The sequence below is a fragment of the Hydrogenophaga sp. T66 genome, assembly GCF_057219855.1.
Genome location: NZ_JBXVVX010000002.1, coordinates 623,489 through 643,646 on the forward strand (window position 1 = coordinate 623,489; position 20,158 = coordinate 643,646).

At 70.3% G+C, this 20,158-nt stretch carries 16 protein-coding genes and 1 pseudogene; 12 read left to right on the forward strand and 5 right to left on the reverse strand.

Annotation, left to right across the window (positions count from 1 at the left end; translation table 11 throughout):
• The first annotated feature begins 18 nt into the window (after positions 1 to 18).
• Positions 19 to 372 carry a TraR/DksA family transcriptional regulator gene (locus AC2D80_RS11915; RefSeq protein WP_484633231.1) on the forward strand — a complete coding sequence of 118 codons (354 nt, stop codon included), beginning with the start codon at positions 19 to 21 and terminating at the stop codon, positions 370 to 372.
• 31 nt (positions 373 to 403) lie between these two features.
• On the forward strand, positions 404 to 865 hold the full coding sequence (locus tag AC2D80_RS11920) for a VOC family protein (RefSeq protein ID WP_484633232.1): 462 nt from the start codon (positions 404 to 406) through the stop codon (positions 863 to 865).
• A 21-nt stretch (positions 866 to 886) separates the two neighbouring features.
• Here the strand turns inward: AC2D80_RS11920 and AC2D80_RS11925 are convergent, their stop codons facing one another.
• A complete protein-coding gene (locus AC2D80_RS11925) occupies positions 887 to 1,897 on the reverse strand; it encodes a fumarylacetoacetate hydrolase family protein (protein WP_484633233.1) in 1,011 nt (336 codons plus the stop codon).
• Between the two features lie 126 nt (positions 1,898 to 2,023).
• Between AC2D80_RS11925 and AC2D80_RS11930 the strand changes: the two genes are divergently transcribed.
• The 4 genes from AC2D80_RS11930 (at position 2,024) to AC2D80_RS11945 (ending at position 5,397) form a co-directional block, all read left to right on the forward strand.
• Entirely contained in the window at positions 2,024 to 2,905 is an 882-nt protein-coding gene (locus tag AC2D80_RS11930; RefSeq protein ID WP_484633234.1) for an IclR family transcriptional regulator, read from the forward strand.
• Entirely contained in the window at positions 2,902 to 3,972 is a 1,071-nt protein-coding gene (locus AC2D80_RS11935; protein ID WP_484633235.1) for a DUF3108 domain-containing protein, read from the forward strand. The genes AC2D80_RS11930 and AC2D80_RS11935 overlap by 4 nt, the downstream gene beginning before the upstream one ends.
• A 138-nt stretch (positions 3,973 to 4,110) precedes the next feature.
• Positions 4,111 to 4,395 carry a BTH_I0359 family protein gene (locus tag AC2D80_RS11940; protein ID WP_484633236.1) on the forward strand — a complete coding sequence of 95 codons (285 nt, stop codon included), beginning with the start codon at positions 4,111 to 4,113 and terminating at the stop codon, positions 4,393 to 4,395.
• Positions 4,396 to 4,569: 174 nt separating this feature from the next.
• Complete coding sequence (locus tag AC2D80_RS11945; protein WP_484633237.1) at positions 4,570 to 5,397, forward strand: ChaN family lipoprotein; 828 nt, start codon at positions 4,570 to 4,572, stop codon at positions 5,395 to 5,397.
• A gap of 24 nt (positions 5,398 to 5,421) precedes the next feature.
• Here the strand turns inward: AC2D80_RS11945 and aptA are convergent, their stop codons facing one another.
• Entirely contained in the window at positions 5,422 to 6,765 is a 1,344-nt protein-coding gene (gene aptA / locus AC2D80_RS11950; protein WP_484633238.1) for an omega-aminotransferase AptA, read from the reverse strand.
• 124 nt (positions 6,766 to 6,889) lie between these two features.
• Here aptA and purU point away from each other — a divergent pair, with 124 nt between their 5' ends.
• Together purU and AC2D80_RS11960 are read left to right on the forward strand one after the other, a co-directional pair.
• Complete coding sequence (gene purU / locus AC2D80_RS11955; protein WP_484633239.1) at positions 6,890 to 7,738, forward strand: formyltetrahydrofolate deformylase; 849 nt, start codon at positions 6,890 to 6,892, stop codon at positions 7,736 to 7,738.
• Between the two features lie 78 nt (positions 7,739 to 7,816).
• Positions 7,817 to 8,686, forward strand: a complete 870-nt coding sequence (locus AC2D80_RS11960; RefSeq protein WP_484633240.1) for a LysR substrate-binding domain-containing protein — start codon at positions 7,817 to 7,819, stop codon at positions 8,684 to 8,686.
• Between the two features lie 15 nt (positions 8,687 to 8,701).
• On the opposite strand, the gene AC2D80_RS11965 is transcribed toward AC2D80_RS11960, so the two are convergent.
• On the reverse strand, positions 8,702 to 9,124 hold the full coding sequence (locus tag AC2D80_RS11965) for an Hsp20/alpha crystallin family protein (protein WP_484633241.1): 423 nt from the start codon (positions 9,122 to 9,124) through the stop codon (positions 8,702 to 8,704).
• A 199-nt stretch (positions 9,125 to 9,323) separates the two neighbouring features.
• Here AC2D80_RS11965 and AC2D80_RS11970 point away from each other — a divergent pair, with 199 nt between their 5' ends.
• From AC2D80_RS11970 to AC2D80_RS11980, 3 genes are read left to right on the forward strand one after another with little or no spacing between them, the layout of a single operon-like run.
• The gene (locus AC2D80_RS11970) at positions 9,324 to 10,826 is read left to right on the forward strand and encodes an FAD-linked oxidase C-terminal domain-containing protein (RefSeq protein ID WP_484633242.1); all 1,503 of its coding nucleotides are present in this window, start codon (positions 9,324 to 9,326) and stop codon (positions 10,824 to 10,826) included.
• A gap of 48 nt (positions 10,827 to 10,874) precedes the next feature.
• Positions 10,875 to 14,357, forward strand: coding sequence for a PAS domain S-box protein (locus AC2D80_RS11975; protein WP_484633243.1), 3,483 nt, complete (start codon positions 10,875 to 10,877; stop codon positions 14,355 to 14,357).
• The gene (locus AC2D80_RS11980; protein WP_484633244.1) at positions 14,354 to 14,839 is read left to right on the forward strand and encodes a response regulator; all 486 of its coding nucleotides are present in this window, start codon (positions 14,354 to 14,356) and stop codon (positions 14,837 to 14,839) included. The genes AC2D80_RS11975 and AC2D80_RS11980 overlap by 4 nt, the downstream gene beginning before the upstream one ends.
• Before the next feature lie 33 nt (positions 14,840 to 14,872).
• Here AC2D80_RS11980 and AC2D80_RS11985 read toward each other — a convergent pair.
• Both AC2D80_RS11985 and AC2D80_RS11990 read right to left on the reverse strand, forming a co-directional pair.
• A pseudogene (locus tag AC2D80_RS11985) lies at positions 14,873 to 16,750 on the reverse strand (carboxyl transferase domain-containing protein); the annotation flags it as partial.
• Complete coding sequence (locus AC2D80_RS11990) at positions 16,737 to 17,042, reverse strand: RNA recognition motif domain-containing protein (RefSeq protein WP_484633245.1); 306 nt, start codon at positions 17,040 to 17,042, stop codon at positions 16,737 to 16,739. The pseudogene AC2D80_RS11985 and the gene AC2D80_RS11990, both read right to left, overlap by 14 nt.
• A gap of 285 nt (positions 17,043 to 17,327) precedes the next feature.
• On the opposite strand from AC2D80_RS11990, the gene AC2D80_RS11995 reads away from it, so the two are divergent.
• Positions 17,328 to 20,144, forward strand: a complete 2,817-nt coding sequence (locus AC2D80_RS11995; RefSeq protein WP_484633246.1) for a sensor domain-containing protein — start codon at positions 17,328 to 17,330, stop codon at positions 20,142 to 20,144.
• Positions 20,145 to 20,158: the final 14 nt, after the last annotated feature.

Sequence of the window (20,158 nt, forward strand, 5' to 3'; positions counted from 1 at the left end):
GGCATTGCAGGAGACCCCATGAACGCCACCATTTCCGACACCTTCAGCGCCCAGCTCCACACCCAGCGCCGTGAGCTCATCGAGCGGATTCGTCAGCAGCGCGGCGGCACCCGCGGGCGCGCCGAAGCCGCGGCCGACGCCCGCGCGACGGCCAGCGACGACTGGGCCAAAGCCGACGAGGAGTTCGACCTCGGCGTGGCCCTGGAGGAACGGGAAGCCGCCGAGCTCAACGCGATCGGCGCCGCCCTGCAGCGCATCGCGGACGGCAGCTATGGCCTGTGCGTGCAGTGCGGTGCGTCGATACCGACCGCGCGGCTGCACGCCCAGCCCACAGCGCTGCGCTGCGTGACTTGCCAGGCCGCGACCGAGTGAGCTTCGGGCCGCGCGGGGCTATGCTCCGGGGATGACCCCTGCCGCCACGCCCGCTGCGGCTGCCGACGCCCCCCTGCGCGCGCGCAGCCTGTTCCATTTCGCGTTCCACGTCACCGATCTCGACGAGGCCCGCCGCTTTTACGGCGGCGTGCTGGGCTGCGCCGAAGGGCGCAGCACCGAGACCTGGGTGGATTTCGACTTCTTCAGCCACCAGATTTCGCTGCATCTCGGCCAGCCATGGGTGACCACGCGCACCGGCCGGGTGGGGGATCACCTCGTGCCCATGCCGCACTTCGGGCTGGTGCTTCTGCTGCCGGCCTGGCAGGCGCTGGCTGGGCGGCTGCAGTCCGCGGGGGTGGAGTTCATCCTCCCGCCGCAAGTGCGCTTCGCCGGGCAGCCCGGCGAGCAATGGACCATGTTCTTCTGCGACCCCTTCGGCAACCCGATCGAGGTCAAGGGCTTCGCGTCGCTGGACGCGGTCTACGCCTCCTGAGCGCCGGCCCGGCCTGCCCGGTCAGGCCGCCAGCGGCGCGATCTTCTGGTCGATGGCGCCGAAGACGCTCTGGCCGTCGCGGCCCTTCATCTCGATGCGGATGGTGTCGCCGAACTTCATGAAGTCGGTGGACGGCTGACCGTCGAGGATGGTCTCGATCGCCCGCTTTTCGGCGATGCAGCTGTAGCCCTTGGGCCATTCCTTGCGGCCGTTGACCTCCACCGCCTTGTTGCTGACCGTGCCGCTGCCGACGATGGAGCCGGCGCGCACGTTGCGGGTCTTGGCGATGTGGGCGATCAACTGGCCGAAGTGGAAGGTCATTTCGGGCCCGGCATCGCACAGACCCACCTTGCGGCCGTTCCAGGTGCTCTGCAGCGTGAGATGCACGCGGCCGCCCTGCCACGCATCACCGAGCTCGTCGGGCGTGACGGCGACCGGGCTGAACGCGGTGGCGGGCTTGCTCTGGAAAAAGCCGAAACCCTTGGCCAGTTCGGCCGGGATCAGGTGCCGCAGGGACACGTCATTGGCCAGCATCAGCAGGCGGATGCCGTCCAGCGCCTGGTCGGGCGTGGCGCCCATGGGCACGTCGCCGGTGACCACGGCGATTTCGGCCTCGAAGTCGATGCCGAAGGCTTCACTGGGGCAGACCACGTCGTCGCACGGCCCGATGAAGTCGTCGCTGCCCCCCTGGTACATCAGCGGGTCGGTGTAGAAGCTGGCCGGAACCTCGCTCTGGCGCGCCGCGCGCACCAGCTCCACGTGGTTGATGTAGGCCGAGCCGTCGGCCCACTGGTAGGCGCGCGGCAGGGGCGCCATGCACAGCGCGGGGTCGAAGGGAAAAGCGTGGCGCGCCTTGCCGTGGTTCAGGGTCTGGTAGAGGTCCTGCAACTGCGGGGCGATGAAGTTCCAGTCGTCCAGCGCCTGCTGCATCTTGTGGGCGATGCCGGTCGCATAATGGGCCGTGCTCAGGTCGCGCGAGACGACCACCAGCTGGCCGTCGCGCGATCCGTCCTTGTAGGTCGCCAGTTTCATGTCGCTGCTCTCCTGGGGCGGGGAATGGATGCCGGGACGCACCGGCACCGCCGGCGGCGCCCGTGACCGCGAGAAATCACGCGGATAATGACGCGGAAAATTACGGATAGTGAAATCCGTTAACCAATGCGAAAGTCCGAGATTCTAGACCAAGGCCCCGACCTTGCCCAGCCCGGCGACGACGAGGGCGACGGCGCCGGCCCGCAGCGCGCCGGCATCCAGTCGGTGGAAGTGGGTTTCGAACTGCTGGCGGCCCTGTCGCAGGCCAGCGGTGCGCTGATGCTGCGCGACCTCGCGGCCGCCGCCGGCATGAGCGCGGCCAAGGCCCATCGCTATCTCGTGAGCTTCCAGCGGCTGGGCCTGGTGGTGCAGGACCCGGTCAGCACCCGGTACGACCTCGGCCCCGCGGCGCTGCGCCTCGGCCTGGCGAGCCTGTCGCGGCTGGACGCGGTCAGGCTCGCGCGCGAGCGGATCGACGCCCTGTTGCCCACCACCGGCCACACGGTGGCAATCGCGGTGTGGGGCAACCACGGCCCCACCATGGTGCACTGGGCCGAAGCGCCGCAGACCGTGCCGGTCACGCTGCGGCTGGGTGACGTGATGCCGCTGCTGACTTCGGCCACGGGCCGCTGTTTTGCCGCCTTCCTGCACCCGGACAGCCGCGACGGTCAGCGGGTGCCGGCGATGGTGGGCGAGGAACTGGCGCGGCTGCAGGCCTTGCCGCCCAGCGAACTCGCCCGCCCCGACGTGCCCCAGAGCCGCGAAGCGGTCGACGCCGTGATGGCGGAGACCCGCCGGCGCGGTCTGGCCCGCGTGGTGCACAGCTTGCTGCCCGGCGTGGGCGGCTTCTGCGCACCGGTGTTCGACGCGCAGGGCCGGCTGGTGCTCGGGCTGGTGGTGCTGGGCTCGGTGGTCACGCTGGACACGCGCTGGGACAGCCCGGCGGCGAAACACCTGCTCGCCACCGCCCGCCAGCTCAGCGCCGACCTCGGTCACACCGGTCCATGACCCGCCCCGCGCGACCGCCCTGGCGCACCCTGGCCACGGTGGCCGCCGCGGTGGCTGTGGCGCACGCGCTGGCGCTGGGCTGGCTGGACGACCGCCTCGCGCCCGACGCCCCCACGCCGCCCGGGCCGCCCGGCGCCACGCCGGTGGCGGTCCGGTGGCTGGCGCCGCTGGCCCCCAAGGCCACCGAAACGCCCGAACGCCCCGCCAGGTCACCCGCCCCCGCCCCCGCCGCGCGCGCCCCAGCGCCCCCGCCGGCCGCGGCCCTGACAGCGGCCGCGGTGCCGGCCGTCCCCGCGCCAGCCGATTCGAACCCGGCCAGCGACCCGCCCCCCGCGGTGCCGGACCCGCCGGTCACGGCGCTGGCCGCGGCGGGTCCGACGGCCGCCAATGACGAAGCCGACCCGCCGCCCACCCAAGCCCCGGCCCCGGCACTGCCGCCGGCCGACGTGCCCGGCTCCGCGGAGCTGCGCTATGAAATCACCGGCCGCGCGCGCGGGCTGCCCTACCGCGCCGAGGGCGTTTTGCAATGGCAGGTCAACGGCGCGCAGTACGAGGCGCGCATGACGGTGCGCATCCCGCTGCTGGGCAGCCGGGAACAGACCAGCGTGGGCGAGATCGGGCCGGACGGCCTGCGTCCGGCGCGGTTTGGCGACCGCGCCCGCAGCGAGCGCGCGGCGCATTTCGATCGCACGGCGCAGCGCATCCGCTTCAGCAACAACGCGCCCGACGCGCCGCTGCTGCCCGGCGCGCAGGACCGGCTGAGCCTGTTTCTGCAGCTCGGCGCGCTGCTGCGCGCACAACCCCGGGCCGCCGGCGATACCGTGGCCCTGCCGGTGGCCGGCACCAGCGACAGCGAGGTCTGGACGTTTGAGGTCGGAGCGCCGGAAACGCTGACCCTGCCCGACGGACCGATCGCCGCGCAGCGCCTGCTGCGCCAGCCGCGCGGCCCCCACGACAGCACGGTGGAGGTCTGGATCGCGGCCGAGGCGGGGCACCTGCCGGTGCGGCTGCGGGTCACCCAGGCCAGCGGCGACCTCGCCGACCAGTGGCTCCAGCGCCGGCCCTGAGCGGCCGCGCCTGCGGCGCGCGCACCACAGGCCTTGAAAAAGCCCCCGGGATGCACCAGTTCATGCACACTGGGCTGCAGCCCGGCGCCGTTTTGCCGATATAAAGACCAGCAGCCCCACCCAACAAGGACGAAGACCATGAACATGCTCTACGACTCCGACGCGTTTGCCGTGGTGCACATCCAGGCCGACGTGCCCGCCGAGGGCGAAGTCGCCGTGGCCGACGGCCCGCAGATTCCCCGCCACGGGTTCGAGATCGTCGACAAGCGCTCCGGCAAGGAGCTGTACCTCGACGGCTCCTGGGCCGAGCTGTTCCAGCAGCAGATCACCGACTGGCAGCGCCGCACCCCTTCGCAGGAGGAGGTGGAGAGCACGCTGGAGGGCTACGCAGTGCTGGCGCAAATGCCCGTCGTGATGCACTGACACCTGCCCGGCGCAAGAAGAACCCATCCGCGGCGCGGGTGAGCGCCGCGGCAGCATCCCTCCCCCAACCCGGCCGCGCGCCGGGTTTTTTGTGCCCGTCCCATGCCCGTCCGGGGGCCTCGGCTTTCCCGTGGCGGCGCCCCGCGAGTCCGCCGGCGCCGTAGCATCCGCCGCATGCGCTCCGTCCTGCCCCGCCACCCCCGAGCCCTCCTGACCGGCTTTGCGCTGGCCCTCGCCCTCACCGGCCTGCTGGGCGCGTGCGCCGCCCGGCCGACCGGCGTCACAGCGCTGCTGGACCGGCTGGGCCCGACGCCGCTGCTGCTGGTGGGAGAGCAACACGACGCCCCCGCCCACCAGGCGCTGCAGCGCGACCTGGTGCAGGCGCTGGCCGCCGAGGGGCGGCTGGCGGCGGTGGTGATGGAAATGGTGGAGGCCGGTCATCAGACGGACGGGCTGCCGCGCGACGCCGATGAAGCCCGCGTGCGCCAGGCGCTGGGCTGGAGCGGCGACGAGGGCTGGCCCTGGGCGACCTACCGGCCGGTCGTGATGGCCGCGGTGGCCGCCGGCGTGCCGGTGGTGGGCGGCAACCTGCCGCGCCAGGACATGCGCGCGGCGATGGGCGACGCCGGACTCGATGCGACGGTGCCCGCCGCCGCGCTGGCGGCGCAGCGCGAAGCGATCCGCACCGGCCACTGCGACCTGCTGCCCGCCAGCCAGCTCGGGCCGATGGCGCGCATCCAGCTCGCGCGCGACCGCTCGCTGGCGCGGGTGGCCGAGCAGCGGCTGGCCGGCGGGCGCACGGTGCTGCTGATCGCCGGCAACGGGCACGTGCGGGCCGACGTCGGCGTGCCCTTGCACCTGCCAGCGGGCCAGCCGCACCGGGTGATCGTGGCGCGGGCGGGCGAAGCCGGCAGCGGGGTGCCGGCGGATGCGTTCTGGGACACGCCAGCGCTGCCGCCGCAGGACCACTGCACGGCGCTGCGTGAACGGTTCAAGCGCTGACGCCGCGCGCCGGGCGCCGAGACCTCAGGCGGGCAGGCGCTTGATCGCGTCTGCCAGGGTCGAGACCATGGTCTCGATGTGCTCGCGCTCCACGATGTAGGGCGGCGCAAACACCAGGTTGTCGCCCGCGTTGCGCACCAGCACGCCGCGGTGGAAGCAATCCATGAACACATCAAAGGCCCGCTTGCCCGGCATGCCGGGCTGCGGCGCGAGCTCGACCGCGCAGGCCAGGCCCAGGCTGCGGATGCTGACCACGTGGGGCAGGCCCTTGATGGCGTCGAACATCGCATCGCTCAGCACGCGCCCCATCTCGCCCGCGCGGGCGAAGAGGTTCTCGCGCTGGAACAGCTCCAGCGTGGCGATGGCCGCGGCGCAGGCCACCGGGTGGCCGGAGTAGGTGTACCCGTGGAAGAACTCGATGGCGTGGGCCGGCGCGCTGCCGTGGGCGCCCATCATGGCGTCGTAGATGCGCTGGCTGCAGATGACGCCGCCGAGCGGGATCACGCCGTTGGTGACGCACTTGGCGAAATTCAGCATGTCCGGCTGCACGCCGTACCAGTCGGAGGCAAAGCCGGTGCCCAGGCGGCCGAAACCGGTGATGACCTCGTCAAAGATCAGCAGGATGCCGTGCTTGTCGCAGATCTCGCGCAGGCGCTTGAGGTAGCCCTGCGGCGGGATGTACCAGCCCGCGCTGCCGGCCACCGGCTCCACGATCACCGCGGCCACGTTGCTCGGGTCGTGCAGCGGCAGGAGCCGGTTTTCCAGCTCCAGCAGCGGGTCCTCGCTCCACACCGGCTCTTCGTGGCGCACGTACGCGTGGTTGACCGGATCGTGGATGAAGCGCAGGTGGTCCACGCGCGGCAGCAGGGCCGTGCCGTAGACCTTGCGGTTGGCCGGGATGCCGCCGACCGACATGCCGCCGAAACCCACGCCGTGGTACCCGCGCTCGCGGCCGATGAACAGGTTGCGCTGGCCCTCACCGCGGGCGCGGTGGTAGGCCAGGGCGACTTTCATGGAGGTGTCGGCGGCTTCGGAGCCGGAGTTGCAGAACAGCACCTTGTTCAGGTCGCCAGGGGCCATCGCGGCGATCATCTCGGCGGCGCGGAAGGCCTGGTCGTTGGAGGCGTTGAAGGCGGTGCTGTAGTCCAGCGTGTCGAGCTGCTTCTTGATCGCCTCGTTGATGGGCTTGCGGTTGTGGCCGGCGCCCACGCACCACAGGCTGGAGATACCGTCGATGACCTGGCGTCCGTCGTGGGTGGTGAAGTGCATGCCGTCGGCGGCCACGAACACGCGCGGGTCCTGGGCGAAACTGCGGTTGGGGGTGAAGGGCAACCACTGGTTGTCCATGCGGAATTCGTTGTAAGCCATGGGGCGTCTCCTGCGTCGGTGCGGTCCAGCGGGCATTCTGGCACCGGGCGCGGCGCCGCGGGGGTTCCAGGGCGACAGCGCGGCAGCGGTCCACCGCCGTCCGGGCTGCGACAATCGGAGGGCCATGGAAAACACCTATGTCCTGACCCTCTCCTGCCCTGACCGCCCGGGGATCGTGCACGCCGTCTCGGGCTTTCTGCTCGACAACGGCGGCAACATCGAAGAAGCCGCGCAGTACAACGACCACGCCACCGGCCTGTTTTTCATGCGGGTGCAGTTCGCCTGCGCCGACCTCGGCCCGGCGGCCCTGCGCGAGCGGCTCGGCGCGTTCGCGCCGGGGTTCAGCATGCGCTGGAGCCTGCACCCGCTGGCCCAACCCATGCGCACCGTGATCTTCGTGAGCAAAGAGGGCCATTGCCTCAACGACCTGCTGTTCCGCTGGAAGAGCGGCCTGCTGCCGCTGGACATCCGCGCCATCGTCAGCAACCACCGCGACTTCTACCAACTGGCCGCGGGCTACAACGTGCCGTTTCATCACATCCCGGTCAGCGCCGCGACCAAGGCCGCCGCCGAAGCGCGCCAGCTGGAGATCATCCGGGCGGAGGAAGCCGAACTGGTGGTGCTGGCCCGCTACATGCAGATCCTCTCCAACGACCTGTGCCGCGAACTGGCCGGGCGGGCGATCAACATCCACCACAGCTTCCTGCCCAGCTTCAAGGGCGCCCGGCCCTACTACCAGGCGCACGACCGCGGCGTGAAGCTGATCGGCGCCACCGCCCACTACGTGACGGCCGATCTGGACGAGGGCCCGATCATTGAGCAGGACGTGGCCCGCGTCGATCACACCGACACGGTCGAAGACCTCACGGCCCTGGGCCGCGACACCGAAAGCCAGGTGCTGGCGCGCGCGGTGAAGTGGCACAGCGAACACCGCGTGCTGCTCAACGGCCACAAGACCGTGGTCTTCAAGTGAACAGGACGCCCCCCGAGGGAGCCAAGCAGCCGCGCGCTGCGCGCCTCGGTTGATGCACCTCGCCTGGAGCGTATTCACATGACCACACGCATTCCACCGATCCAGTGTCTGTTGACCTTCGAGGCCCTGGCCCGCCTGCGCAGCGTCACCCAGGCCAGCGAGGAGCTGTGCGTCACCCCCAGCGCGGTCAGCCACCGCATCAAGCAGCTCGAACAGATTCTGGGCACCAAGCTGTTCGGCCGCGCCGACTTTTCCCTCACCACCGAAGGCAGCGAATACCTCGCCCACGTGCGCGACGGGCTGGCCTCGCTGCAGAAATTCCCCAGCCAGGGCGGCGCGCCCGGACGGCGCAAATTGCGCCTGGCCGTCACGCCCACCTTCGCCCGCTCGGTGCTTCTGCCGCGCCTCAAGGGCTTCAGCGAGGCCTACCCGGAGATCGACCTGACGCTGCAGGTGAGCATCCCGCTGCTCGACGTGGTGGCCGAAGACGCGGACCTGACGGTGCGCTTCGGCACCGGGCGCTACGCCGACGTGGAACACCTGTGCCTGTCCAAGGACGAGGTCTCGCCGATGGCGTCGCCGGCGTTCCTCGCCGAGCACGGGCCGTTCGTCGCGGTCGACGACCTGCAGCGCGTGCCGCTGCTGCGCAGCCCGCTGGAGCCCTGGCGGACCTGGTTCGCTGCCCACCAGCTCGACTGGCCCGAGCCGCTGGAAGGCTCGCAGTTCAACGACATCGGCCTGTTGTGCGAGGCCGCCGCCGCCGGCATGGGCGTGGGCCTGCTGCGCTACAAACTGGCCGCGCCCTGGCTGGCCAGCGGCACGCTGGTGCCGCTGTTTCCGCGCCGCGTGCCCAGCCCGCACGCGCACTACCTCTGCTGGCGCACGGGCGTCATGGACCGCTGGGAATGCGCGGCCTTCGCCGACTGGATCCGCCACGCGCTCGATTGAGCGCGGCGATCACCCTCACTCGATGTTCAGCCGCTGGCCAGCCTGCGCGAGCTTGCGCGGCAGGGTGAGTTGCAGCACGCCGTTGTCGTAGCGGGCGCGCGCCGCGCCGCTGTCGATCTCATGCGGGAGCTGGAAGGTGCGGGCCACGCTGCCGTGGAACCGCTCGCTGCGCAGCACACGCTCGCCCTCGGCGGTCCGCGCCAGCGGCTTGATCTCGGCCTGCAGCGTCACGACCGGCCCCTCGATGGTGACGTGGATGTCCTCCCGCGCCACGCCGGGGATTTCGGCGTCCACGACATAACCGGCCGGGGTCTCGCGCACGTCGATGCGGATGGGCGCTGGCGCGGCGTCGGTGGCCGCGGGTTTGACGAACAGCGCGGGGCTGACATCGCGGAAAAAGTCGTCGAAGAAGCCGCTGCGGGCGATCAGGCTGGTCATGACACATCCTCCGGGGTTCGGGTGGCGCAAGCCGGCGGACGCCGGCGCTGGTGGTCGGAAACTGATGGCCGCCTGGCCGGATTTCAAGGCCCCGGCCGGCGCTGCCCCGGCACGGCCGCCTTCACAACGGATTGCAAGGAAATTCAATCCGCCGCCGCGGCCTTCTCCTACACTGGCCCGATACCCCGGACTGCCCACCATGAACGCCCCCGCCACCCCCCTGCAGACCACCCAGTTGCAACGCGCTGAACGCCAGGCGGCGGTCGTGCAGGCCCTGAAAAGCGCCGTGCCGGCCCATGCGCTGCTTTGGCAAGCCGAGGACACCACGCCGTACGAATGCGATGGCCTGACGGCCTACCGCGAGCGCCCGCTGGCGGTGGTGCTGCCGGAGACCGAAGCGCAGGTCGCGGCGGTGCTCAAAGCCTGCCACGCGCTGGGTGTGCCGGTGGTGGCGCGCGGCGCCGGCACCGGCCTGTCCGGCGGCGCCATGCCACACGCCATGGGCGTGGTGCTGTCCCTGGCGAAGTTCAACCGCATCCTGGCCATCGACCCGCGCGCGCGCACGGCGGTGGTGCAGGCGGGCGTGCGCAACCTGGCGATCAGCGAGGCGGCCGCGCCCCATGGGCTGTATTACGCGCCCGACCCGTCGAGCCAGATCGCCTGCACCATCGGCGGCAACGTGGCCGAAAACTCCGGCGGGGTGCACTGCCTCAAGTACGGGTTGACGGTGCACAACGTGCTGCAGGTGCGCGGCTTCACCATCGAAGGCGAAGCGGTGACCTTCGGCAGCGCGGCCCTCGACACGCCCGGCCTGGACCTGCTGCCGCTGATCATCGGCAGCGAAGGCATGCTCGCCGTGACGACCGAGGTGACCGTCAAGCTGGTGCCCAAGCCGCAACTGGCGCGCTGCATCATGGCCAGCTTCGACGATGTGCGCAAAGCCGGCGATGCGGTGGCCGCGGTGATCGCCGCCGGCATCATCCCGGCCGGGCTGGAGATGATGGACGGGCCGATGACGGCCGCCGTGGAGGACTTCGTCCACGCCGGCTACGACCTGGGCGCCGCCGCCATCCTGCTGTGCGAGAGCGACGGCACGCCCGAGGAAGTGGAAGAGGAGATCGGTCGCATGAGCGCGGTGCTGCGCGGCTGCGGCGCCACCGCGATCACGGTGAGCGAGTCCGAGGCACAGCGCCTGAAGTTCTGGAGCGGCCGCAAAAACGCCTTCCCGGCCAGCGGCCGCATCAGCCCGGACTACATGTGCATGGACTCGACCATCCCGCGCAAGCGGCTGGCCGACATCCTGCAGGCGATCGCGGGCATGGAGACCACCTATGGCCTGCGCTGCCTCAACGTGTTCCACGCCGGCGACGGCAACCTGCATCCGCTGATCCTGTTCGACGCCAACGACCCCGACCAGCTCGCCCGCTGCGAACGCTTCGGTGCCGATATCCTGGAGACCAGCGTGGCGATGGGCGGCACGGTCACCGGCGAACACGGCGTGGGTGTCGAAAAGCTCAACAGCATGTGTGTGCAGTTCTCGCCGGAGGAGTCGGCGCAGATGTTCGCCATCAAGCGCGCTTTTGATACCAAGGAATTACTCAATCCGGGCAAAGTGATCCCGACGCTGCAACGTTGCGCGGAGTACGGAAAGATGCTGGTGCGCGGCGGGCGGCTGGCGCACCCGGACCTGCCCCGGTTCTGACGGGGCCTTTGGCGCACGGATTCATACACCCTCGGGTACAGTGGGCGCATGAGTGCGCTCTTTCCACCCCCGGACAGCCGCATCGATCCCCACCGACCGGAAGCCAGCACGGCGCGTGAGCGCGCGCAGCAGCTGGAAATCGAGACCCTGCGCGCGGAAAACGAGCACTTGCGGGCCCAGTGTGCCGCGCTGCTCGCGCAGCAACCGGGCCCTGCCGCCGCCGAGCAGCCGGCGAGCGCCGTGTCGTTGCCGCTGGCGATCGAAGACAGCTGGCATGCCGATCCCCACGGGGCGGGATCGGGCCAAAGCGAGTACGAGGCGCTCTTCTCGGCGCTGTCGAGCGTGTTCCCGATCGGCGTGTTCCGCACCGACGCCACCGGCCTGCTCACGCACGTGGACGCACAACTCCAGCAGATCTTCGGCCTGGAGAAAAGCGACTTCCCCAACTTCGGCTGGCTCGACCGGGTACACCCGGACGACCTGGAGCGCGTGCGGGCGGCCTGGGTGCGCGGCATCGGTGAAGCGGCGGGCCTGAGCGTGGAGTTCCGCATCGTGCGGCCCGACCACTCGGTGTGTCATGTGCTCGTGCGCAACAGCCCGATGCACGACGAGCAGGGCCGCGTGACCGCGCACCTGGGGTTTGTGCAGGACATCTCGGCGCTGCGGGTGCTCGAAGCGGAGGCGCGCATCAAGGACGAGCTCAACCGGCAGATCATCGCCAGCAGCCCCGACTGCACCAAGGTGCTCGACTTGCAGGGCCACGTGGTGCAGATGACGGCGCAGGGCTGCCGGCTGGTGGAGGTGGACGACTTCGAAACCGTGCGCGGCAGCGACTGGGCCACGTGGTGGCCCGACGAAGGGCAGACCCTGGCCCGGGAGGCGCTGGCCGCCGCCCGCCACGGGCAGAGTGCGCGTTTCGTCGCCTACGGCGTCACGTTCAAGGGCACGCCCAAGTGGTGGGACACGATGATCTCGCCGATCCGCGACGACCAGGGCACACCGGTGATGCTGCTCGCCGTGTCCCGCGACATCACGGAACAACACCACCAACAAGAAGAGATCCGTCGCCTCAACACCGATCTGGAAGCCCGGGTCCAGCAACGCACCGAGGAATTGGCCGAAGCCAAGGAGCGCGTGACCGCCGCGCTGCGCGATGCCCAAGCCATCTACAACCAGGCCCCGTGCGGCTATCACTCGGTCGATGGCGAGGGCCGGTACGTGCTGATCAACCGGACCGAGCTGGACTGGCTGGGTTATGAGCGCAACGAGGTGGTGGGCAAGCTGCACTTCCGCGACGTTGTGGCGCCCGAGTACGTGCCGCTGGCGCGGGAGCGGCTGAGCCGGGTCCTGCGCGGCGAGCGCCTGGAGCCGGCGGTGTTCGAGATGTGCCGCCGCGATGGCAGCCGCTTTTTCGCGCTGCTCAACACGACAGCCGTGATGGACGAACAGGGCCGGTTCGTGCGCACCAACAACACCCTGGTCGACATCACGGACCGCCAGGCGGCGGAAGACCGGCTGGCCCAGACCAACGCGCAGCTGGAGCTGGCGCTGGCGCAGGCGCGCGCGCTCTACAACGAGGCCCCCTGCGGCTACCACTCCCTCAGCGCCGAGGGCGTGGTCGTGTCGATCAACGACACGGAGCTGGCCTGGCTGGGCTGGTCCCGGGAGGACGTGGTCGGCAAGCTGCATTTCAGCGCGCTCATCCACCCCCGGCAGGCAGGTCTGCTCGAGGCGCGGCTGAGGCGGCTCACGGCCGAAGACACGCTGGAAGGCGTCGAATACGAGATGCGGCGCCGCGACGGCAGCACCTTCCCCGCACTGCTCTCATCGTCCGCGGTGCGGGACAACGAGGGCCGCTTGCTGCGGACCAACACGACCGTGGTGGACATCACCCGGCGCAAGGCCGCCGAGCTCGCCTTGCGCGAGAGCCAGCGTTTCATCCAGAACATCACCGACCACATCCCGGCGCTGATCGCCTACCTGGACACCGACCTGCGCTACCGCTTCGCGAACGCCGAGCACAGCCGCATGGCCGGCAGCGAACCCGAAGGCCTGATTGGCCAGTGCATCCGCGACCATGTGCCGCCCGCGCTGTGGGACGAGATCGGCCCGCGGCTTCGCCTCGCGCTGGACGGACAGCCGCAGCACTTCGAGAGCTGGCGCGTGCTGCGCGACGGCCGCAAGATCTTCGTCAACGTGCACTACGTGCCCGACGTCGTGGACGGACGCGTGCAGGGGCTGTTTGCCCAGGTGATCGACATCACCGAGCGCAAGCGCATCGAAGAGCGCGTCAGCCACCTCAACGAGGAACTGGAGCAGCGCATCCGCGAGCGGTCGGCCGAGCTGCTGGAGAGCGAGCAGCGTTTCCGGCTCATGGTGGACGCGCTGCGCGACTATTGCATCTTCTTCCTGGACGCCCAGGGCCGCATCACCGACTGGACCGACAGCGCCCAGCGCATGGACGGCTACCCGCCCACGCAAATGCTGGGCCGGCATTACGGCGTCCTGTTCGATTCAGTGGATCTGGCGGCCGGCGAAGAGGCCGCCAACCGGATGTTGCGCCTGGCGGCTTCGCGCGGGCAGCACGATGTGCAAGGCTGGCATGTGCGCAAGGACGGCAGCCGCTACTGGTCGCACTCCGTGCTGATCGCGCTGCGCGACAACCAGGGTGAACTGCAAGGCTTCGCCAAGATCAACCGCGACATGACCGACGCCAAGCGGCTGGACGACCTCATGCGCAACATCAACGACGAGCTGGAACAGCGCGTGGTGGAACGCACCGAGCAGCTGGTGGCCGCCAACCGCGATCTCGAGTCGTTCTCGTATTCCGTCTCGCACGACCTGCGCTCGCCGCTGCGCCACATCGCCAGCTTCGTCACGCTGCTGGAAGAGCATCTGGCCGGCCAGGCCGATGACACCGCCCAGCGCTACCTGAGCACGATCGGCAACTCCGCGCGCCACATGAGCCAGCTGATCGACGGCCTGCTCGCCTTCTCGCGGCTGGGCCGCGCGGCCATGAACCCGGCCCCGGTGGACATGCAGGCGCTGGTGAACACGGTGGTGGGTCAGATCGCGCACGACAGCGGCGACCGCGTGGTCGACTGGCTGGTGGCGCCCGACCTGCCGACGGTCATTGGCGACGCGCTGCTGTTGCGTGAGGTGTGGGCCAACCTGCTGGGCAACGCCTTCAAATACACGCGGCCGCGCGAGCGGGCCGTGATTGAGGTGGGCTGGGACAGCGACCCGGTCCTGGGCTACCGGTTTCACGTTCGTGACAACGGCGTCGGTTTCGATACAAAATACTCCCAGAAACTCTTCGGGGTATTTCAGCGACTGCACCGTGCCACGGAATTCGAGGGCACGGGCATCGGTCTGGCACTGACGCGGCGCATCGTGGAGCGCCACGGCGGGAGCATCTGGGCCGACAGCCGCCTTGGAGAGGGCAGCGTGTTCCATTTTTCGCTTCCGACCGAAGGCGCCCGTTTCCTGGAATCCCCCACCGATTCCCGGCCGGCGCCGCTGGAACCATGAACAAGCACACCGACGCCATCCTGCTCGTCGAGGACAACCCCGACGACGCGGAGCTGACCAAGCTCGCGCTGTCCCGCCATGGCCTGCAAGGACGTGTGACGCACGTGTCGGACGGCATGCAGGCGCTGGACTACCTGCACCGCCGTAACGACTTTGCCGGCCGCGTGGCGGCGCAGCCGGTGCTGGTGCTGCTGGACCTGAAGATGCCACTGCTCGATGGCATCGGCGTGCTGCGTGAAATCAAGGGCGATGACGCGCTGCGGCACATCCCGGTCGTCGTGCTGACGTCGTCGACCGAACCCAGCGACCTGCTGCGCGCCTACGACGCCGGCACCAACGCCTACATCGCCAAGCCGACCGAGTTTTCCCAGTTCCTGGCGGCGATGAAGCATGTCTGCGAGTTCTGGGTGAACATCAACCAGACCGCCCCCACAGTCGGCATCCCGGTGGCCCGCCAGACCGGCTTCGGCGACCTCATCTGACGCTTCAAGGCGCCTGACGCATCGTCAGGCCCGTCACCAGGCGTCCAGCACCCCCGGCCGGGCCGCACCCGCGGACCGCGGGGCCGCCTGCAAGGCGCGCAGCAGCCAGTCGCGGGTCTCGGCCGGATCGATGACCGCGTCGATTTCCAGCGTGGTGGCCATTTCCACGGCGGAGCCGGCGTCGATCTGCTGCTGCAGCAAGCGCTGGAACAGCGCCTCACGCGCCGCGTCGTCCCCCGCGGCCGCGAGTTCTTTGCGATAACCCAGCCGCACCGCCCCCTCCAGCCCCATCGCACCAAACTCGGCCTGGGGCCAGGCCAGCGTGAGCCGCGGCGCGTGAAAGCCGCCGGCGGTCAGCCCCATCGCGCCCAGGCCGTAGCCCTTGCGCATCACCACGCTGAACACCGGCACCTGCAGCTGCGCGGCGGCCAGAAACAGGCGGCTGGCGTGGCGAACCTGCGCCTGCGCCTCGACCGCCGGACCGACCATGAAACCCGGGGTGTCAACGAGCGTGATCACCGGCAGGCCGCGCACATCGCACAGGCGCAGAAAACGGGCGGCCTTGTCGGCCGCGTCCGGGTCGATGGCGCCGGCCAGGTGCTGCGGGTTGCTGGCCAGCACACCCACCGAACGCCCGCCCAAGCGGCCCAGGGCGGTGTGGACCGCGCGCCCGAAGCCGTCGCGCAGCCAGACCACGCTGCCGAGATCGAGCAGGCCAGTGACGGCCGCCCGCGCGTCGTAGGCGCGGGCCCGCTGCGGCGGCACCACCGCGCGCAGGGCCAGCGGGTCCGGGGCCGCGGCGTCGGTGGCGGGCAGGTCGCCCTGCCACAGCGCCAGCAACTGGCGGACCACGGCGACCGCTTCGGCCTCGTCCGCCACCAGCGCGTCGATGACGCCATTGGCGGCGTGCACCGTGGCCGGGCCCACGGCCTCCGGCGCCACCACGCCCAGGCCGGCGCCTTCGATCATGGCGGGGCCCCCCATGCCGATGCTGCTGTCGCGCGTGGCCACGATGAGATCGCAGCACCCGAGCAGGGCCGCGTTGCCGGCGAAGCAGCGGCCGGCCGCCACCCCAATGAGCGGCACCCGGCCAGCGAGCCGCGCCATCGCGGCGAAGGTGCCCACGTGCAGGCCGGCGACGATGGGCATGTCGGTGTCACCGGGCCGGCCCCCGCCGCCTTCGGCAAACAGGACGACTGGCAACCGGTCGGCATGGGCCAGTTGCAGCAGCCGGTCGGTTTTCTGGTGGCTGCGCATGCCCTGGGTGCCTGCCAGCACGGTGGCGTCGTAGGCGAGCACGGCGGTGCGGCTGCGCTCGGGCCCGAAAACGGCGCCGTTGACCGAGCCGACGCCGGTCACGATGCCGTCGGCCGGCGTCTGGGCGATGAGTTCATCGACAGGACGGCGCTGGCGCTGCGCGGCAATCGCCAGGGCCCCGTACTCGTTGAAGCTGCCGGGATCGCACAGGTCGGCGACGTTTTCGCGGGCAGTGCGCAGGCCACGGGCGTGGCGGCGCGCCACGGCGTCGGGTCGGGCTGCGTCCAGGGTGAACGCGAGCCGCGCGTGGAGGCGGCGCAGCGGTTCGCTGTACGGCGCGGTGGCAGTGGCGGCGGGCAACGGACCGGGGCTCGATGGGAAAGCCGTCGCGGGTTGGGCCGGCCCGGCGGTGTCCCAATCCAGCAGCGCATCGTCGGCTTCGACCATCTCGCCGACCTCGCGCAGGCGCTGGCCCACCACGCCCGCCCGATCGGCACGCAGTTCGTGCTCCATCTTCATGGCTTCGACGATCAGCAGCGTTTGCCCGGCGGACACGGCGTCGCCCGGTGCGACGCACCACTCAACGATCCGGGCCTGCAGGGGGGAGCGCAAGGCGCGCGCGGCGGACCCGCGGGCCGCGTCAGTAGATGTCGGAGTCGGCCCAGGCCGACGACGGCATGAAGTCGTCGTGCTTGGCCGGCGAGTTGAGGTTGAGCACGAACACGACCTCGCCGCCGAATCGGCCCACGCCCAGGCTCTTCATCAGCTGCTGTTCCTGCTCGGGACGCTCCATGCGCAGGAAGCAGATCGCCTGCTTCGTGCCCTCGTGCATCGCGGTCAGGATGTCGAGTCGGGTGATGCGGCCGAACTCGCTGCAGAGCTGGTGCAGCGCGGACTTCAAGCTGTTCACATCGCTGTGCTGCCTGAGTTCTGCCAACGTGCTCATGGTGCGCTTCCCTGCGTGTTCTGACCGGATGGATGGGTGCCTGGCCGCGTCGGCTCGGTGGCCGCGGGTTGAGTGAATGGTAGTCCAAGCGCTACAAAATCTAACACATCCGTTACACATGAACCCGGGAAGCGCCCAAGTCGTGCGGAATGTCACAACACACCCCGGCGCGGCCGCCTTCGGACGCCCCGAATTCCCCGCCGCCAGGGGGCGGCGCCCCGCTGCCGCGGACGCCCGGTATGCTTGCGCGGCCGGGTCCCCGGCCATTGAGCCCCCGTCCGCCCCATGACGCCCGCCCCGATCCCCGACTCCATCCCCCCGGGTTCCACGCCGTTCGAGCGCCTGGCGCAGGTCGCGCGGCAGGGCGCGGGCGCGCGGGCGATCGTGCTGGTGGACGGCGCGACCGCCCCGCCGATGGTGCTGGCCACCGCGGGGGCCAGCGTGGCCGAGGCCGAAGCCCTGACCGGCACCGACACCGGCGACCTGCCGGTCGGCTGGTGGATCTCGCCGGGGGCCGATGGGGTGCACCTGATGGCGCTGGACGTGGCGCCGGCGTCGCACGCCTGGCTGACGTCGGTGGCGGCCCTGGCCGGCGAGGTCCGGGGGCTGGCCCATCGCATGGACCAGACCGCCCAGCGCAACGAGCGGCTGCTGCGGGACAGCCAGTCCCGGCAGAACCTGACCGAACAAACCGCCGGTCTGGGCAGCTGGACATGGACCGTGGCCGACGACCGCCTGGAGCACTCGCGGGAGTTCGCCACCATCCTCGGTCTGGGCCCGAACGACCGGATCGACACCCTGGCCGCGCTGGTGCACCGCTACACGCCCGAGTGGCGCGACGGCATGCGCCAGTGGGTCACCCGCTGCGCGCGGGCGGGCGAGGGGTTTGACGAAGAAATGCAGGTCGGAAGCGACTCGGGCGCGAAGTGGGTGCGTACGGTGGGATCGCCGGTGCGCGACGCCCAAGGGCGGGTGGTGCAGGTGCAGGGCGTGCTGCAGGACATTTCCACGCAAAAGCAGGCCCAGCAGGAGACGCTGCGCCTGGCGATGCGGCTGACCACGACGCTGGCCAGCATCACGGAAGCGTTTGTCACGCTGGACCGCCAGTGCTGCTACACCTACCTGAACCAGGAGAGCGAGCGCCTGTTGCAGAAGTCCACCGGCGAGCTGCTCGGCCTGCCGGTGTGGGACGGGCTGGCCGAGCCGCTGGCGCGCCGGATGCAGCAACACATGGAGCGCTCGCTGACGTCCAACCGGCGGGTGGAATTTGAGGAGTACTTCGGTGCGCTGGGCAAGTGGATCGAGGTGCGCGCCTACCCGTTCGCCGAGGGGCTGGCGGTGTACTTCCGCGATGTGACGCAGCGCCGCCGCGCGCAGGAACAGCTTATGCTGCTGGAGACCAGCGTCGCGCGGCTCAACGACATTGTGCTGATCGCCGAGACCGGCGTGGCCGGCGGCGAGGGCGCGCGCATCGTGTTCGTGAACGACGCGTTCGAACACCACACGGGCCTGCTGCGCGCGGACGTGCTGGGCCAGCCGCCGTCGATCCTCAAATCGCTCGATCCGAGCGGCGGCGCCACGCTGCAAAGCCTCAACAACAAGCTGCGCCACCAGTTCAAGGCCCGCACGGAGATGCGGGTGCAGCGGCCTGCCGGTCCCATCATCTGGGTGGAGCTGGAGGTGGTGATGGTGCAGGCGCAGGCCGATCAGATGACGCACTGGGTCGCGGTGGGCCGCGACATCACGCAGCGCAAGAACGCCGAGGACATGATTCGTCACCTCGCCTTCTACGACGCGCTCACCGATCTGCCGAACCGCCAGCTGCTGATGGACCGGCTGCAGCGCGCCGTGTCGGCCAGCGCGCGGACCGGGCAGTTTGGCGCGCTGATGTTCATCGACCTCGACAACTTCAAGATCCTCAACGACACGCTGGGCCACCACATGGGCGACCAGCTGCTGCAGAAAGTGGGGGCGCGGCTGGTCAACAGCGTGCGCAAGACCGACGTCGTGGCACGCCTGGGCGGCGACGAGTTCGTGGTGATGGCGGACGACCTCAGCACCGATCCGCAAGCCGCCGCGCAGAAGTCGCGGGTGCTGGCCGACAAGGTGCTGCGCACGCTGCGCGAGCCCTTCCTGCTCAACGGCCACCAGCATTTCGCCACCCCCAGCATCGGCGTGGCCACCTTCCAGGGCGAGGCCAGCGACGTGGGCGAACTGCTCAAGCAGGCCGACCTGGCGATGTACCAGGCCAAGTCGCTGGGCCGCAACACGGTGTGTTTCTTCGACCCTGGGCTGCAGGCGGCGGTGAGCGCCAACGCGACCATCAGCCGGGAACTGCGCGAAGCGATCAACGCCGAGCAGTTCGTGCTGCATTACCAGCCGCAGGTGGACCGGGCCGGCGTGATCGCCGGGGTGGAGGCGCTGATCCGGTGGCGCCACCCGCAGCGCGGGCTGGTGCAGCCGGCGGACTTCATCCCGGTGGCCGAGGACACCGGCCTGATCCTGCCGATGGGGCAGTGGGCGATCGAAGAGGCCTGCCGCCAGCTCGCGGCCTGGGCCAAGCGCCCGGACACGGCCCACCTGAGCGTGGCGGTGAACGTCAGCGTGCGGCAGTTCCGCCACCCGGACTTTGTCGACATGGTGATGGCGGCGATCGCCCGCACCGGCATCGGCCCGCAGCGCCTGAAGCTCGAGCTCACCGAAAGCCTGCTGGCCGACCGCATGGAGATCACCATCCAGAAGATGGGCAAGCTCAAGGCGCTGGGCGTCACGCTCGCGCTGGACGATTTCGGCGTCGGCTACTCCTCGCTGTCGGTGCTCAAGCGGCTGCCGCTGGACCAGCTGAAGATCGACAAGGGCTTCGTCGCCGACGTGCTGACCGACCCCAACGACGCCGCCATTTCGCGCGCCATCATCGCGCTGGCGCAGTCGCTGAGCCTGCAGGTGGTGGCCGAGGGCGTGGAGACGATGGAACAGCGCGACTTCCTGGCCTACCAGGGCTGCGACCAGTTCCAGGGCTACCTGTTCTCACGCCCGCTGCCGCTGGCCGAGCTGGAGGCGCTGCTCCAGCGCACGGCCCGCAGTCCGATGATGTGGGTGTGACGCGCGGCCCGCGA

Excerpts from the sequence above, each read along its gene's own strand:
- AC2D80_RS11925 (WP_484633233.1), bottom strand. The coding sequence starts at position 1,897 with ATGAAACTGGCGACCTACAAGGACGGATCGCGCGACGGCCAGCTGGTG.
- AC2D80_RS11990 (WP_484633245.1), bottom strand. The coding sequence starts at position 17,042 with ATGAGCACGTTGGCAGAACTCAGGCAGCACAGCGATGTGAACAGCTTG.
- AC2D80_RS11915 (WP_484633231.1), top strand. The coding sequence starts at position 19 with ATGAACGCCACCATTTCCGACACCTTCAGCGCCCAGCTCCACACCCAG.
- AC2D80_RS11960 (WP_484633240.1), top strand. The coding sequence starts at position 7,817 with ATGACCACACGCATTCCACCGATCCAGTGTCTGTTGACCTTCGAGGCC.
- aptA (WP_484633238.1), bottom strand. The coding sequence starts at position 6,765 with ATGGCTTACAACGAATTCCGCATGGACAACCAGTGGTTGCCCTTCACC.
- purU (WP_484633239.1), top strand. The coding sequence starts at position 6,890 with ATGGAAAACACCTATGTCCTGACCCTCTCCTGCCCTGACCGCCCGGGG.
- AC2D80_RS11980 (WP_484633244.1), top strand. The coding sequence starts at position 14,354 with ATGAACAAGCACACCGACGCCATCCTGCTCGTCGAGGACAACCCCGAC.
- AC2D80_RS11930 (WP_484633234.1), top strand. The coding sequence starts at position 2,024 with ATGCGAAAGTCCGAGATTCTAGACCAAGGCCCCGACCTTGCCCAGCCC.
- AC2D80_RS11995 (WP_484633246.1), top strand. The coding sequence starts at position 17,328 with ATGACGCCCGCCCCGATCCCCGACTCCATCCCCCCGGGTTCCACGCCG.
- AC2D80_RS11935 (WP_484633235.1), top strand. The coding sequence starts at position 2,902 with ATGACCCGCCCCGCGCGACCGCCCTGGCGCACCCTGGCCACGGTGGCC.
- AC2D80_RS11970 (WP_484633242.1), top strand. The coding sequence starts at position 9,324 with ATGAACGCCCCCGCCACCCCCCTGCAGACCACCCAGTTGCAACGCGCT.
- AC2D80_RS11965 (WP_484633241.1), bottom strand. The coding sequence starts at position 9,124 with ATGACCAGCCTGATCGCCCGCAGCGGCTTCTTCGACGACTTTTTCCGC.
- AC2D80_RS11945 (WP_484633237.1), top strand. The coding sequence starts at position 4,570 with ATGCGCTCCGTCCTGCCCCGCCACCCCCGAGCCCTCCTGACCGGCTTT.
- AC2D80_RS11920 (WP_484633232.1), top strand. The coding sequence starts at position 404 with ATGACCCCTGCCGCCACGCCCGCTGCGGCTGCCGACGCCCCCCTGCGC.
- AC2D80_RS11940 (WP_484633236.1), top strand. The coding sequence starts at position 4,111 with ATGAACATGCTCTACGACTCCGACGCGTTTGCCGTGGTGCACATCCAG.
- AC2D80_RS11975 (WP_484633243.1), top strand. The coding sequence starts at position 10,875 with ATGAGTGCGCTCTTTCCACCCCCGGACAGCCGCATCGATCCCCACCGA.